General features: G+C 39.4%; 8 protein-coding genes. 4 read left to right on the top strand and 4 right to left on the bottom strand.

The genetic code is table 11. The features are described from left to right. Nucleotide 1 precedes the first annotated feature (1 nt). The 4 genes from ACFFIP_RS05095 (at nucleotide 2) to ACFFIP_RS05080 (ending at nucleotide 13,379) form a co-directional block, all read left to right on the top strand. Nucleotides 2-1,417 (top strand): tagaturonate reductase, encoded by a 1,416-nt coding sequence (locus ACFFIP_RS05095; protein ID WP_382386491.1) that lies wholly within the window; start codon nucleotides 2-4, stop codon nucleotides 1,415-1,417. An 83-nt stretch (nucleotides 1,418-1,500) separates the two neighbouring features. Next, entirely contained in the window at nucleotides 1,501-1,962 is a 462-nt protein-coding gene (locus ACFFIP_RS05090) for a hypothetical protein (protein WP_382386490.1), read from the top strand. Between the two features lie 648 nt (nucleotides 1,963-2,610). Then, complete coding sequence (locus tag ACFFIP_RS05085; protein WP_382386489.1) at nucleotides 2,611-12,312, top strand: PKD domain-containing protein; 9,702 nt, start codon at nucleotides 2,611-2,613, stop codon at nucleotides 12,310-12,312. 41 nt (nucleotides 12,313-12,353) lie between these two features. Next, nucleotides 12,354-13,379 carry a PorP/SprF family type IX secretion system membrane protein gene (locus ACFFIP_RS05080; RefSeq protein WP_382386488.1) on the top strand — a complete coding sequence of 342 codons (1,026 nt, stop codon included), beginning with the start codon at nucleotides 12,354-12,356 and terminating at the stop codon, nucleotides 13,377-13,379. Here ACFFIP_RS05080 and ACFFIP_RS05075 read toward each other — a convergent pair. From ACFFIP_RS05075 to ACFFIP_RS05060, 4 genes are all read right to left on the bottom strand, one after another. Next, nucleotides 13,376-14,140: a DUF2490 domain-containing protein gene (locus ACFFIP_RS05075; protein ID WP_382386487.1), complete on the bottom strand. Its 765-nt coding sequence runs from the start codon at nucleotides 14,138-14,140 to the stop codon at nucleotides 13,376-13,378. The two genes, ACFFIP_RS05080 and ACFFIP_RS05075, sit on opposite strands and share 4 nt — an antisense overlap. 104 nt (nucleotides 14,141-14,244) lie before the next feature. Further along, nucleotides 14,245-14,856 (bottom strand): bifunctional nicotinamidase/pyrazinamidase, encoded by a 612-nt coding sequence (gene pncA, locus ACFFIP_RS05070; RefSeq protein WP_382386486.1) that lies wholly within the window; start codon nucleotides 14,854-14,856, stop codon nucleotides 14,245-14,247. 96 nt (nucleotides 14,857-14,952) lie between these two features. Beyond that, nucleotides 14,953-15,873: a ribose-phosphate diphosphokinase gene (prs, locus tag ACFFIP_RS05065; protein WP_382386485.1), complete on the bottom strand. Its 921-nt coding sequence runs from the start codon at nucleotides 15,871-15,873 to the stop codon at nucleotides 14,953-14,955. Beyond that, nucleotides 15,863-17,344: a nicotinate phosphoribosyltransferase gene (locus ACFFIP_RS05060; RefSeq protein ID WP_382386484.1), complete on the bottom strand. Its 1,482-nt coding sequence runs from the start codon at nucleotides 17,342-17,344 to the stop codon at nucleotides 15,863-15,865. The genes prs and ACFFIP_RS05060 overlap by 11 nt, the downstream gene beginning before the upstream one ends. Nucleotides 17,345-17,377: the final 33 nt, after the last annotated feature.

The following is a 17,377-nucleotide window of genomic DNA, read 5'->3' as shown; positions in this document are numbered from 1 at the left end:
CATGAATACATTGAATAGAAATAATACGTTTGTAAAAAAACGTCCTGTCAAAATTCTTCAGTTTGGAGAAGGAAATTTTCTAAGAGGTTTTGTTGATTGGATGGTAGATGAAATGAATGAAAAGGCCGGTTTTGATGGTGATATTCAAATCATTCAGCCGCTGAACGAAGGAATGGGCGAAAAACTGAATGACCAGGATGGCCTTTACCACCTTCAACTTCAGGGAATCCAAAATGGCGCAATAGTAGATAAATTAAAGCTGATTACCTGTGTACAAGGCGTAATCAATCCCTATCAGGATTATCAAGCATATCTTTCTTTGGCTGCAAATCCAGATTTACAATTTGTTATTTCCAATACTACCGAGGCAGGCATCACTTTTGACCCAAATGATATTTTGCAGGAAAATACAGTTCCCCACACATTTCCGGGAAAGCTTACTGCCCTACTCTATCAAAGATTCCAGATCTTCGATGGAAATCATTCAAAAAAATTGATCATCATACCCTGCGAATTAATCGACAAAAACGGTGAAATGCTCAAAAAATGCGTTTTGCAATATGCTGAATTATGGGATTTACCAATTGGTTTTCATAAATGGATTGAAGAGAGCAACTTATTTTACAATACGCTAGTAGATAGGATTGTACCTGGCTTCCCAAAAGATAACATATTCGAAATCCAACAAAAAATTGGTTTTGAGGACAGTATGATCGTCAAGGCTGAGCCTTTCCATCTTTGGGTAATCGAGGGTCCTCAATCTTTGCGGGAAATATTCCCTGCTGATCAAGCAGAACTTGAGGTGAAATTTGTTGAAGACCTCAGTCCTTTCAGAACCAGAAAAGTCAGAATTCTAAATGGTGCCCACACAGCTATGGTCCCATTAGCTTATCTCAAGGGAATAAGAACCGTAAGAGAAGCAATAGAAGATGAAGAAATGGGGGCAATCATTAGGGAAACTATTTTTAAAGAGATCATTCCTACTCTAGACCTTCCAAGTGAAGAACTGAAAAAATACGCCAATGAAGTATTGGATAGATTCCGCAATCCTTTTATTAGACATGAACTTGCATCAATTGCCTTAAATTCTATCTCCAAATTCAAAGTCAGGGTTTTACCGAGCATGGTGGAATATCACCAAAATTTCGGAACCTGGCCAAAGAATCTGGTGAAATCCCTGGCAGCTTTGATCTTATTTTATAGAGGTGAATGTAATGGAGAATCTTTACCATTGAATGATGGGCAGGAAATCCTGGACTTCTTCAAAGCTGTTTGGAAAAAAGGAAACATGGAAGAGATTGTTACCAGTATTTTGACTCAGGAGGAATTTTGGGGGATTGATCTAAGCAAAGAAGACGAATTGATTTCCGCTGTGAATCAGGCAATTCTAAACTTATCATACGACCTTGTCAGTTAGAATTGTTCTTTTTTTCCACTAAAGAGCCCGCGGTCAGGAATTCTATTTTTAAAATCAGGTTTTTTTTGTTGACTTTTGTACCCATGAAAGTAGCGACATCCGAAACCAAAACATTGCTTCAGGCCAAAGGCCAAGCAATGCTTAAAGATCAGATTGCTGATATTCAAAGGCAACTGACTGAACTTCAGGAATCTTCAGAAGTAGAGGAAAAAAGTTCTGCTGGGGATAAATTTGAAACCCATCAGGAAATGATCCATCAGACCAGAAATATTTTGGAAAAAAGGTTGTCTTCCTCCAAGGTAATGCTCAATCAACTGAATGCTGTACCGGTGAAACCGATGGAAAGTGTACAAGAAGGAGCATTATTCAAGGTTGAAATGGGAAATATTTGGGTTTCCGTACCTTTTGGCAAGATCAGTCTTGATGGGATTGATTATCAATTGGTGTCTCCAGATTCACCTTTAGTGGCTGCACTTTGGAATCTTAAACAGGGGGAATCTGGGGAGTTCAGGGGGAAAAAGATAAAAGTTATTGACCTGATATAGCAGATTGAATTTTGAGAAATGATCTAATGAAATACATTACAGATCTAAAGCTCCAAAAACGATTATCAAATATTAAATTCTTAAAGTGAAGATAGGGAGAAGCTAGTAAAGCACTTCTCCCTTTTTTAATGTCTTTTTATTTTAAATAGATAAGAATATGTGTCCAAAATATCTAAAATTGACCTCCCAACTTTGATAAAGTCAATTTATGAAATCACAAAAAACTTATATGAATTTTTAATCATACACGCTACTGGTAACATCTACCAGAATATTCTTTCTCAAAAAGAAAATCCAAAAAAAAATCTTCATACTCAATACAATATCTTATTGGATTTCAAGCTAAAAAAACTCGTTTTCAAAAGTTCAGCTTCATTTTAAAGAATTTTATTTTTCAAATTATTTTTTGGATTTACAATTATATTCTATTAATTAAATAAAAATGATGTTTGATAGGAATATAATTTTACTGTAAACAAAAAACATAAAATTTTATATCAAAAAACAAAAAACCATTTATTGGATATGTAATGCATAAAACCCAATAAATAAGTTCTCTTGAAAATCACAAAACCAGGTGAAAGTTTGAGAAAAGAGTAAAAAAGAGGAGTGATGAACTTAACTGATGGTAATAAAAAATTTACTTGTATGAGAAAAAACTACCAGAAAATTTTATTAATCACCCAGATTTTTATCTGTTGGTTAGGATTGTCTTTAAATTCTTATGGACAAGTTGCCCCAATCATCCGTGATATTTTTATTTTTTCCGAATGTGAAAAATCTGCATCAATCAGAGTACGTGGAGGGGTTGCACCATATACTTATGTATGGACTTATAATGGAAACATCATTCAGGTTGATGCTAATCTTGGTCCTACAGAATTCAGTACTATTGAAAGAGCATTACCTGGGGATTATTATCTTGAAGTTACTGATAGTAATGGAACTGTATATACAGAAGTTACAACTTTTAAAGGAAGTACAAGTTTTACAGTCAATGTATTTTATGAAGATGTTCAAAGCTGCGGTGGAGGAACAACAGCCACCGTTTATGGTACAATCGTAAATGGTATTCCTAGATTTACAGTCAATTTTTATGATGAATCGGGAAATAGGGTTAGAACATACAATACTAGAGACCGAGAAATAAACCTGAGCAATGTCCCTGCTGGAAAGTATTTGGTTGAGGTCATTGATGCCAGCGGCTGTAAGGAATACACAGAAATAGAAATAGAAGAAGTTGACCCTATTGTTCTTCCTCCGGCACCGGATGTCACAACATTCCCGGAAACATGTGAAAGCAATGGTGGAATTGCATTAGATCTGATTGATTTTGAAGGACAGGTTGAATTTAGGATCAGGAGAAGGAGAGGCAACAGAAACTATGTAACTGATTGGATCATAGCACCTGATGGAAAAATAAGATATGACCAATTACCAGCGGGAGATTATGTCCTTGAAATTAAAGATAGATATCGAGGAGATTGTCCGGCAGAAATTGTTTTTACAATAGGAAGAGAAAATCTGTTGGATTTTAGAGCTACAGCTACTCCAATCTCTTGTGTGGGAGACACCAACGGTACCATCACTTTAGATGTAAACAGGTTGGTTTCCAATTTCGCCTTCCCTCCCAATGAAGTGAGGGTAGATCTTATTGGTCCAAATGGCAATACCATTGTTTCGAATTTTGTAATTCCTGTTGGCGCGAATTCAGGGACCCATACTTTTACAGGACTACCTGCCGGTAATTATACCATTATCGTTAAACATGGAGGTGTAAATTATCCAGAGTGTAGTCAAACTATTAGAGTAACCATCTCTGCGCCACAACCCTTCAATGCCAATGTTTCTGTAACCCAGATTACCTGTTTTGGTGAAAACAACGGATCTGCTACAGTCAATCCTTCAGGTGGATGGGGAAATTATACTTATTTGTGGAGTACAGGTGCAACCACCAGAACTGTCAATAATTTGGCTCCTGGAAATTATTCTGTTACTGTAACAGACCGAGAAGGTTGTGCTATTGTATTGAATTTTACAATTACGGCCCCTGAAGCGCCATTAAACGGACAAATCGAATTATTACGAGGACTTACCTGTGTGGGCGCAAATGATGGATCCGCGAGGGTGTTTAATCTTAGCGGTGGACTAGGAACATATACAATCAGATGGAGTAATGGGGAAACGACAGCTACAGCAACCAGGTTACCTGCAGGTCTTAACACTGTTACAGTAAGAGATAATGGTGGTTGTGAAGAAACTTTTGAAATCTTCGTGCCTGTCCCACCAGCTCCAGATGTGACCACATCAGTGACCAATCCATTATGTTACGGTGGAGCAGATGGCAGTATCAGGGTTCAGATTGCAGATAATACTACAAGCTACTCTGTGACGGTAAATGGTCAAACAAGAACTGGAAATGACTTAACATTCAACAATCTTCCAGCTGGACAGTACACAGTTCAAGTTACTTATGGAGGTGTTTGTAGCATTACAGAAATTGTCAACATCTCCAATCCTCCAAGAATCAATATCAATGACAATAATGTCGTTATAACCAATGTACAATGTTACGGAGATAACAATGGTTCTATAACTGGACTTAGGGTAAATGGCGGAACAGGAACCTTGAGCTATCAATGGCAGCAATTAATTGGGGGTGTTTTCACAAATATTCCAGGTCAAACCAGTTTGAACATCAATAATCTTTCAGCAGGAACTTATAAAATTATCATAACTGATAGTAACAATTGTCCTGTTGAAAGAGAATTCACCATAACTTCACCGGATGAGTTTTTAGTGTCAACACCTATGGTTACAGGGGTTGCCTGTTTCGGTGATCAAACAGGTTCAGTTGCCTTTACGATTTCGGGTGGTACGCTTCCGTATGCCTATTCTTTCAATGGTGGTCCATTCATCACTACGTACGATACCAATGTCCTTATTGATGGCCTTACAAATGGTGCCGGATATACAGTAGAAATCAGAGATGCCAATAATTGTGCGGGCACCAATTTTACTTTTGACATCAACTCCCTACCAGAAATCATTATTTCGGATGCTATTATCACTCCTGAAACTTGCTTCGAACAGGGAAATGCTTCCATTTCTATTTCAACATCAGGTGGTTCAGGAAATCTTGGAATTGAATGGTACAGGGCTGGTGATTTAACCAATATCTTATCGACAAATCCCACACTTTCTAATGTTGGACCAGGAGAATACACCGTTAAAGTATTCAATGTAGGAACCAGTGATGATTGTTACGTCCTTAGAAATTTCACCATTCCTCCAACAGCAGAATTGACTTTGGAACTTAACGGTTCTCCTGTAGATGTGCTTTGCCATGGAGAGGAAACAGGCGCTATCAGCGTACTTGTTCAAGGTGGTACCGGTAACCATACTTTCCAATGGATCGGCCCAAATGGCTTTACTTCCACTGCCCAAAATCTCCAAAATGTTGCCGCTGGCTCTTACACTGTTAGGGTTACAGACGAAAATGGATGCTGGAAAGAATTGGATGACATTATCATCAGCCAACCAACTTCTGCAATCTTAATAAGCACACTCAATAAGGTGGAGCCAAATTGTTTTGATTCTACAGATGGCCGAATCAATATTCAAGTTGCCGGAGGAACTCCTTCCTATACTATAAGATGGGAAAAAGATAATGGATCCGGTGTGTTCAGTCCGATCCCTGGAAGCTCACAATCGCTGACTAATATTGGCGCTGGTACCTATAAAGTAATTGTCACAGATGCCAACAATTGTATCAGCGAAGAAATCATAGAACTTAATGCTCCAGAACAATTACAGGTAAGCATCTTAAGCGTTGAAAATGTGTCCTGTACGGGAAGAAATGACGGGAAAATATTTATTGAGGTAACAGGTGGTACTGGGGTTTACTTTTTCAATTGGGACCATGGCTTCATCAATCAAAATCCAAGAAACTTAAGTGAGGGCACCTATGGAGTGACTGTCAGGGATTCTAACGGTTGTACTGTCAGAATTGAAGACATCATCATTGGTGGTGCGGATGATTTGAATATTACTTTGGTAAACATTGAAGAGCCAAGCTGTACTGAAAATAACGGTTCAATAGAAGTAAGCTTTTCGGGAGCTATTCCTAGTCAGGAACAAATCAGATGGATCAACCTTCAGACAAATGAAATCATTGCTACCAATACTAATATTGTGACGGGATTAGGTGCAGGTTTCTACAGAGTTGAATACAGCAACAATGGTTCTTGTTTGGTTTCTGAAATCTACAGAGTACCTGGACCTGCTGCTCCTCTAAAATTATCAGTAAATTCTCAGGATGTAACTTGTGCCGGATCTGATGGTCTGATCTTTTTATCTGCTACAGGTGGCACTCCTGGATATACTTATTACATTTTACATAATGGAGATTGGGAAGTCGTTAATTCTCTTTTCTTAAGCAACTTAGATGCTGGAACTTATGATGTAAAAGTCAGAGACGCTGGAGGATGTGAGGATTTCTCTACCATTATCATCAACCAACAGAATCCTCCAGCTTATGAAATCAATGTGGAGCAAAACGTTTCCTGTTATGGATTGAATGATGGTATTATTAACTTTGAGTTGTATGGTGATACTTCCAATTTAACTTTTCAATGGTTTAAAAAGGAAAACACTGGAGATGTTGCCATTGCAACAAGCTCTTTGAACAATCTTTTTGCTGGCACCTACTATTTAGAAATAACTTTTGCAGATGGTTGCAAATTAACCTCTGATGATTACATCATTACTGAACCCGATCAGATTACAGTGAATCCAACTGTAATCCAACCGGTTTGTTATGATGACCTTGGATCCTTTACCTTGACAGTTTCAGGGGGTGAATTCGGCAAAACCATTACCCTAAGATCAGCAAGCAACGGCATCATCGCTACCTATGAAAATGAAAATGAGGGTACTTTTACCTTCGAAGATCTAGCACCTGGTACTTACACTTGGGAAGTTGGTGATACAGGATGTTCTGATTTGGATGGAACATTTACCATAACTGTTCCTTTGAAACCTGAATTTACGGTTAGTAAAATCGATATTTCCTGCTTTGGTTCCAATGATGGAGTAATCAATATCCTTGGACCGACAGTGCAACCGGGCAGAACTTTCACGGTATTTTTAAATGGTGTTGCTCAAGGAAACCAAACTGCTTTAAACAATCTGGCTGCGGGTAATTATGAAGTGAGAATTGCGGATGATCAAGGATGTCTCTCCGATCCTGTATTGGTGTCTATCCTAACTTCTGACAGACCATTGGAAATTTTCAATTTGGTCAAAACAGATGCTGCCTGTTACAATGAAAACTCTGGATCTGTACAATTCGAAATCCTTGGCGGCAGTCCGGTTTATAGAGTAGAAATCAGCAGTTTGAATGGTTATTCTTCTACCCTATCGAATTTGGATGGTAGCACTTCATATTCATTCAATAACCTACCTGCTGGAAGCTATACCCTACAGGTTTGGGATCTGAATGACAATTGTGATGCTTCCGCAACCTTTGAAATCACCCAACCTCAAGAGCTCTTTGTGAATCATACTCAGGGCACTGTGCTTTGTGAAGGTGGAACTACTTTTATAGAATTGACCGTAACTGGAGGAACCCAACCCTACACCTACACTTGGGAAAGGTTTAATACTGCTACCAGTACTTGGGAAACTTTGCCAACAACTACCAGAAGGCTGAATAATATTACCGCAGGAACCTACAGATACACCGTTACGGAATTAAACAACTGTACCTCTAATTCTGATGAAATTGTGATTGCTGACGGGGTACCGGTACAATTAACATATGTGGCAAATGATATCACCTGCTTTGGTGGATCTGCCCGAGTGACTTTGACTGCCACTTCAGGAACCTCTACCAACTTCACTTATTTTGTCAATGGAAACCAGATTTTCGGTAATCAATTCCAGGCAATTGCCGGAACCTATACCGCATATGCGATTGATAATGTCAAAGGATGTATCTCTGATGAGATCACCATTACGGTTAATCAACCATCAAATCCAGTACAGATTTCTCATTATAGCTTCCAAAATTTAAGTTGCTTTGAGGCTGGAGACGGAATTATATCTTTGGCTTTGACAGGTGGTACTGCGCCTTATACTATCACCTTCCAAGGGAACAACTTCAGTGCTAACGAAGGGGAAATAATCGTATTCGACAACCTTTCAGCAAACATCAACTACACCTTTACCGCTGTTGATGCCAATGGATGTACAGTCAATATTCCTCCAAGAATTTTGAGCCAGCCACTTCCACTTCAGGCTTCTCACTCCTTTACTCCTATCGCTTGTTATGATGGGGAAAGCGAGATCAACTTACAGATTACTGGCGGAACGAGGCCTTATCAAGTTTCTTGGGAATATGCAATAGATAATGTTAATTTCAGTTCCTTACCTCAATTTGACAATGAGACTTCCATTTCAAATCTTGAAGCTGGTTACTATAGGTACACCATTTCAGATGGAGGATGTAATGCGGTAGTTCAAACAGTTGAAATCACACAACCTGATCAGGTTCTCTTGGATGCTGTCACCACAGATATAAGTTGTTTTGGGGGCATGGATGGCACCGTGACCTTTACTCCATCTGGAGGGCCGTCAACCATTTATAGAATTTTCTTCAATGGTGTTGAAATGTCAGGGAATACTGTAACAGGATTGAGTGCAGGCACCTATACTGCATTTGTATTGAGCGGTGCCTGTAGATCGGAAAATATCCAAGTCGTAATCGAACAACCTGAAGAACCTCTTCAAGTAAGAATGACTTATTTGGAAGAAGCACTTTGTGTGGGCGGGACGTCAGAAATTACCCTTGAAATTTCCGGAGGAAATGGAAATTATAATGCTGTGTTGAACGGAACAAATTATCCAGTAGATAATTCAGGTTTCATTACCATTTCGGATGTTTTACCTGGCACACACATCATTGAAGTATTTGACAGCGAAGGCTGTTCTTGGATACAGACAATCACCATTACTAACCCTACTGTCATTGACATTTTCCACCACGACATAACCCATGTCACTTGCATCGGTGGCAGTGATGGTGAAATCAGCATTAATGTAACAGGGGGCGCGGGTGAATATACTTTCACATGGTTCAACTCCCAAAATCAACCAATTGGCAATACCAAAGATATTACTGGCTTATCTGCTGGCACATACACAGTTGTAGTGACAGATGAGAATGGTTGCGAGATATCAGAGCAATTCCAGATCAATGATCCCGAGCCTCTTGATTTCACCATCATTGAAATTGTGGATATCAGCTGTTTCGGTTTAGAGAATGGCAGCATTACGGTACAAGGCATGGGTGGTACTCCTGAATATTTCCTGATCATTGATGATGTTCAATATCCAGGTCTTACTGTTTCCGGCCTTAAAGCAGGCACCTACACAGTTGCAATTGTTGATTCAAATGGATGTGCTTCTGATGAAAAGCAAGTTATCATCAATGAACCTCAACCACTTGCCTTAAGCATCGATTCGGTTAACATCAATTGTTATGGAGCCAATAATGGTCAAGCTCTACTTAATATTACAGGAGGTACAGCTCCTTACAGTGTAAGATGGTCGGACGGCAACATCCTGGCAACAAGAAATTCATTGGTACCTGGTATCTATGAGGTTATCGTTACAGATGCCAATGGATGTAGTGTAAGGGATAATGTGGTGATAACACAGCCAGAACCAGTAGTCATTACTGAAACCATCACCAATGTGAATTGCTATGGTGGTAATGACGGCTCTATCACCCTTGATGTCAATGGTGAAACTGAAAATTATCAGATTACTTGGAAGAACAAAGTGACAAGTGCTAATGTCGGTACTGGAGCTACTGCTTCCAACTTAAGTGCCGGTGTTTACATCGCAGAAATCCTCGATGAAAACGGATGTAAGTGGACAAGGGAATACATGGTGATCCAACCTTCTGAACCATTATTCGCACAAGCATTCCAAACCAACATCAGATGTGCAGGTGAAGATAATGGCACGATCAATTTGATTGTGGCCGGAGGTACAGCTCCATATACCTACCAATGGTCAAATGGAGAAACCACCAGGTCTATATTCAACCTTTCACAAGGGATTTATGAAGTTACCATCACGGATGCTAATGGATGTATCATTACTGAATCATACGAAATTACGGAACCTGAACCATTGACAGTAACTGTGGATAGTCTTCAAGATGTTTCCTGCAAATTCGGAAACGATGGTTCTATAAGATTAAATATAGAAGGTGGTGCTGGTAATTACAGAATTACCTGGAGTAATGGCAGAACAGGACCTGAGCTTACAAATTTGAGAGCAGGAGAATACACCGTATTTATCATTGATGATAATTCCTGCTTCTACACTGAAACATTTACGATCAGTGAACCAACTGATATACTTTCTATTGAAGGAATCAGTACTACCCAGCTTTGTAATGCAGATGACCAAATCGAGTTACTTCTGACAGTAATTGGAGGTACTGCACCATACTCCTATCAGTGGTCAAATGGATCTACTGACCAAAATCTGACGGGCATTCTACCTGGCAACTATTCAGTAGTTGTCACCGATGCCAATGGCTGTGAAGTTTCAGGTAACTTCAATGTACCTCCTGCGACATCCCCTCTTCAAGTAGAATTCGGAGGAAGAATTGACCTCTGTTCTCCAAATGAAAGAGGAGAAGTCAGAGCAACTGTCATTGGAGGTGCAGCACCATTTACTTACTTATGGTCAAATGGGGCTACTACCCCGACCATCAGCAACCTGACTCCAGGAGAGTACAGCGTATTTGTTACAGATGCCAATGGCTGTACAGTTGAGGACAGTGTAGTAGTCACTACTCCAGGAAATTGGAGAATCAATCTGGATGCCATACAAAGTGTATCCTGCTTTGGAGGAAACAACGGATCAATCCAAATATCAGTGATAGAAGGCAGAGGTCCTTTTAAAATTACCTGGAGCCATGGAGTGGAAGACCAACTTTTTGTAGGAAACCTTACTCCTGGAAATTACTCAGTAAGGGTTGAAGATGAGGCAGGTTGTGCGATCACTGCAACTTACAATATAAGGGAGCCGGAATTACTGACCTTCACGGATATGGTAGAAAATGTAACCTGCGCTGGAGAAAACAACGGTTCCATCTCCATCAATGTAGCAGGTGGTACCCCTCCATATTCTTATCAATGGTCTAATGGTTCCAACAGCAGAAATTTAAGAAACCTGAAACCAGGAGATTACACTTTGGTGATTACAGATAGAAATGGCTGTTCTACAGGTGCTACATACACCATTACAGAACCTCAACCATTGGCCATTGAATCAGAATTCTCTGAAAATTTACTTTGCAATGGTGATACTGAAGGATTTATCAATATCAATATCACAGGTGGTATACAACCCTACAAAGTGAGCTGGAGTGACGAGCCTGAAAATGAAAACCTCAACAGGTTCAACTTGACAAAAGGTGTTTATAAGGTTACTGTAATTGATGATAATGGCTGTCAAACAGAGCAGACTTTTGAGATCAAAGAACCTGAATTACTTGAGATCAGCCTCAACACTGCCTTTGATGTGGATTGTGAAAACAGAGACCTTAAAGGTGTAGCATGGGTGGATATTAAAGGCGGAAGTGGTGACTATATCATTTCTTGGAATACAGGCCAGCAAAATACAAACGAGATCATTTTCATGGAAGATGGAGACCTCATGGTGACTGTCATTGACAAAAACGGTTGTACGGCAGAAGCCATCACCTCTGTTACCATGCCAGTTGCATTTACAGATGCTGACTTCACTTATACCATCATCTCCCTAGGAACTGAGGGACAGATTCTGGTCAACGATCCAGTACAGTTCCTTGATAAGACAGAAGGAAATGTAATCGCATGGGAATGGGATTTTGGGGATGGCAATAAGAGTAATGAGCAGAATCCTCAGCATACTTATACCAAGCCAGGAACTTATACTATTACATTGATGACATTTGATGCTTTGGGCTGTGTGTCCACTGCCAGTATAGAAGTCGAAGTCTTAGCTTCACATCTGATCATGGTACCGAATGCCTTTACTCCAAATGGAGATGGATTAAACGATACCTTCTTCCCTAAAATGAGAGGAATAGTGGGCTTAGAAATGCATGTTTTCAATAAGTGGGGCGAATTGGTTTACTCCAGCTATAGTGTTGAAGATAAAGGTTGGGATGGCACACTGAGAGGTGTACTTAGTCCAAACGGTAATTATGTGTACAAAATTGTATATCAGGCAATTGATGGTGAAACAGGAACTATGACGGGTGTTTTCACACTCTTCCATTAACCATTAGAAATGATCTTAATAGGGCTTTTATAGTTTTAGCAATGAAAAAGTTAACAATTCTTTTATTCTTGATTTTTCTTGGAGTCAATACTTTGGCTCAGGATTTTCAGTATTCGCAATTTTATGCGGCTCCCTTATATCTAAACCCGGCATTTACTGGAGCATCGGATCTCACAAGAATCGGTGCAAATTATAGAAACCAGTGGCCTGGTCTGGACCATTCGTTCCATAACTACTCCGCCTACATTGACCACTATATGTTTGATATCAATAGTGGTATAGGCCTAATTTTTAACTCAAGTAGAGAAAGTAAGGCCAAATTGAGTTCCAATGAAGTTGGTCTTACTTATTCTTACAGGTTAAAATTAGGATTTGACTCCTTCTTAAGATTTGGTGGGCAAGCAAGCTGGATTACAAGAGATGCTTATTTTGGGGATTTGGTTTTCGGTTCCCAGCTAGACGTCAATAGAGGAACAATCAGTGGTGATAGCGGTGAAAGTTTTTCAGATGACTACAGGCACTCCTTTGCTGATTTTAATTTTGGAATGTTGTTCCATACGCAAAACTATTGGCTTGGAGTCTCTGGACATCACCTGACCCAACCAAACACTTCCTTCATAGATGGCAATATCAGTAAATTACCAATGAGACTTTCGGCTCATGGTGGGATCAAAGTAGATTTGGGTGAAGGATTTATCAATAATTATTTCAGCAACTCCAGGCAAGAAAGGTCTATGTTTTTTGCCTTCAATTACAAGCATCAGGACCCATTCAACCAACTTGATCTTGGTGCTCAATTATTTCTTCAACCTCTTGTGGTTGGCATTTGGTACAGAGGATTCCCCGTGAAATACCAACTTCCAAACAATGAAGCTCTTGTTGGTCTCTTGGGTTTAACTTTGGAAAGCGGATTAGATATTGGGTATAGCTTTGATTTCACTGCATCCAAAATGACCATTAGGCAATCTTCCGGTGCCCACGAGATTTCCATCAGGTATTCCTTTCTCTTTGGTGATCCAAATCAAAGGAACCGAAGAAGCACCATCATTCCTTGTTTCAGGTTTTAAAAATTAAAGTAGCTGTTGATGATATAACCTTTATTTCCCTGAAAGACATTTTTGCCATCAACCAATCTTCCCAACTGGACCAACTGGTTGAAATAGCCCCCTTCAATTCTGATGTGATCAGAAAAACGGTAGCCTCCCAAAATACCGATCCTGTTCTGGTCAAAAACATTCTGGTTGACATTTTTCCCAAAACCAATCATCAATTCATCATAGGCAGCTAGATATGGGGTTTTGTTGACAATAGTCTTTCCTTTTAAAGGCACATCAACTCTTGCCATGTACCTAACTCTATTCAAATAAATATAATTATCAGGTTTTTCTAATTGCTTGTTACTAAATGTGCCTACCCACCTTTGCTCAAGCATAAACCTGTGCGAAACTTGAAAAAGACCTACTGGATTAGTCAAGGTTAACATTTGATATGTGCGGTGCTCAGGAAACTCCATTCCAAGACTATTGAGCGGAATCTGACCATAACTATAGGTATCTGCATAAAGATATCCAAGTCTCACTGTAGCATTGGGATGAACTTTAATGTTCAATCCGGTTCTATAGAGATTTTGCTGGGGCTCGTTGACAAATTCTGTTCTGCGCCACTGAAACTCTCCATGCCAGGAAAGGGTATTGTTAATCTTATAATTCACAAAAAAGGCGTGCCAGCCAATATTACTGTCATCCCAAGTTCTGTTGTTTTGTGCCTTAACATCAATGCTGAAGAAGCTATTCAAGATGATGATCCAAATAAATAAATATCGATTCATAACGCAATTGCTTTTATTGAATGTTGGAGATAAAGAAATTTTATACAAAAATAAACCCTATCCTATTCCTGAAATGTGTTAAAAATCACAAGACTTAGTCCGGTTTAAATTTCTACTGAAGACACAATTGAAGCACCAGCAGCCTTCATTTCTTCCACCGACTTTTCAAAGTCATCGGGATGGATATTTACAGCCTTGGTCGCATCAACAATCAAATGCGTCTTAAAACCTTCTGACAGCCCGTCCAAAACGGTGAACTTTACACAGTAATCTGCCGCTAAACCACAAACAAAAATTTCGTCAACCCCATTTTCTTTCAAATAAGCACTTAAGCCTGTATCTCCTTGTCTATTATTATCAAAAAATCCACTATAACTATCTACCAAACGGTTGACCCCTTTCTGAAACACCGCTTTCCACTTATCACTATTTATATTTGGATGAAATTCTGCACCTTCAGTATTCTGTACACAATGCACCGGCCATAATATCTGGTTTACACCATTCAACTCTATAAACTCTCCTATTTTCTTTCCAGGATGATTGGCTGCAAAACTGCCATGATCCAATGGATGCCAATCTTGTGTGGCTACTATAAAATCAAATTTCTCCTGAAGCTGATTGATTACAGGGACAACCTGATCGCCCTCATTGACTGCTAAAGCACCGCCTGGAATAAAATCATTCTGTACATCTACTATTATCAGGGCTTTCATAATTCTACTGGATTTTGTTCAAATTGATTTCTACAAGTATACACTTCATTCAAAATTTCCCAACATAACTTATAAGAGCGGTTCAGGGAATCACCATTAACCCCTGTTCAACTGCTCCACAACCAATGAGGCGATACTTTCAACTTTTAGGATATCAGAAGGACCATCATACACATTTGGATGGGTATTGGTTGCTACCACCTTTTCGATAACACCTGATTCCTTGATTTTGTCCAAAGCATTATTGGTAAACAGTCCATGTGTCGTAATCGTAAAGATTTTTTTTGCTCCAGCTGCTTTATAGGCTTTGGCTGCATTGATCAGTGAACCTCCTGTTCTCACCATGTCATCATAAATTACCACATCCTTACCTTCCACGTCAGCAGAAATACTGGTTACCTCTGTTTTCTCTCCGGAAATCCTTCTTTTGAAAACAAAAGCTGCATTTACGCCCATTTCATTCGCCAATGACTCTACCCATTTTGCCCTTCCGGCATCTGTACAGGCCATCACAAATCCATCTTCTGCCAGTTCCTGAGCAGCCTGAACAATGATGGGTTTACAATAAACATGGTTGATCAGGACCTGCCCTTCAAAGTAATGTGGAATTCCTTCAGAATGAAGGTCAAAAAAGATAAAATGATTCCCCTGACTGGTTCTCGGAAGAGATGAAAACATCACAGCCCTGGATTTGGCAGTGACTAACTCCCCTGTTTTGATAGCTCTCTCCATGGTAGAATAGCCAAAATATGGAAAAAACAAACGGATTGACTTTGCACCGTACTTAATCAGGGCATAGGCAAGATCATAAAGTTCCAAAGTAGCTGAATCGGAAATGGTTCCTCCCAAAAGCACAACATCCCTCCCATTCACCGGTGTTAGAATTCTTTGATACCTTTCTCCATCTGGAAAAATCTTCACCTCAATTTCTCCTTTTTCAAAATCCCCCAGAGCCAATACTTCATCTTGAAGAAATTTATAATCCTGAATGCTGAAAATAATTTTTTTATGCTCCATCGTAATCTTTCATTTTAAAAACCAATTGTGTTCTCAGTTCATACAGTCCTTCTTCGAGGCCTACCGGATACACGTGAGGATTTACCAACCTTTTATGTGCTTTATCAAATTGAGTTAAATTTCTTTCTGTATTCTTTTTGGTCTGATGAATATCAGGTCTTTCGTAAACCTTTGTACCTTTCTCAAAAATAGATTTGAGAAGCTCTTCTTTCTCGAGACCATCTGTATAGATTTTCTTTCTTTTGGTGGGATCTACCGGGTCAATGATTGTAAATTGACCTCTTTCCAAACTTTCCTCTTTCAGGAAAATCATATCTGCTAAGGCTTTGCCATTTTTGGAAAACCTAACCACTCTCTGATTTCCCGGAACATTTATTTTTATGGATTGTTGGGACACTTTCACTTTAGGTTCCCATAAACCTTCTTTGTTTTTGATTGCAGCCAACTTATAGACTGCTCCTAAAGCAGGTTGGTCAAATGCTGTTACCAGTTTAGTTCCTACTCCCCATACGTTGATGGAAGCCTCCTGAATTTTCAAGGACGTGATGATCTGTTCATCGAGATCATTGGAAGCCACTATTTTGGCATCCGGAAAACCTGCTTCATCCAGCATTTCCCTTGCTAAATTACTATAATATGCCAAATCCCCGGAGTCTATCCGAACGCCCAACATCTCTTTGCCTCTTTCTCTTAATATTTTACCGACTTCAATCGCATTCTTCACCCCTTTGATGGTATCATAAGTATCCACTAAGAATACGCATTTATCAGGGAAAGCATCTGCATAAGCTTTAAAAGCCTCTAATTCAGAATCAAAAGACATAATCCAGCTATGGGCATGGGTCCCAGATACGGGAATTCCAAACAATTTACCCGCCATAACATTACTTGTGGAAGTACAACCACCAATATAAGCTGCCCTGCTAGCAGCCAAAGCACCATCTATTCCCTGTGCCCTCCTTAAACCAAACTCCAATACTGAATCCCCCTTTGCTGCATAAACTATCCTGGCAGCCTTGGTAGCAATCAAAGTTTGGAAATTAATAATGTTCAGCAATGGTGTTTCCAATAGCTGGCATTGAATCAATGGACCTTTGATCTTAATAATGGGCATATGTGGAAAAACAACCGTCCCCTCCTCTACGGCATCCAGATCACAGGAAAATTCCATTTTTGACAAATATTCCAAAAATGCGGGCTCAAAGGTCAAACTCCCATCAGCATTTTTCATGCTCTTGAGATAGTCAAGATCATCTTGACCAAATTTGAAATTCCTGCAATAATCGATGATGTAATCCAAGCCTGCAGCTACTGTAAACCCTCCCTGAAATGGATTTTTTCTAAAGAAAAGATTAAAAACAGCCTCTTCCTCTGCTTTTCCGGATTTCCAGTAAGCATAGGCCATGGTCAACTGATAAAAATCTGTCAAAAGGGCAAGCGATCCTTGATATAAGTCTTGGGTGATTTTCATAGCTTGTTTTTAAGGTTAAATCAAAAATCCAAT

The sequence above is a fragment of the Fontibacter flavus genome, assembly GCF_042432905.1.
In the GTDB taxonomy this organism is placed as follows: domain Bacteria; phylum Bacteroidota; class Bacteroidia; order Cytophagales; family Cyclobacteriaceae; genus Fontibacter; species Fontibacter flavus.
This window is presented reverse-complemented; position numbering and strand designations above follow the sequence as displayed.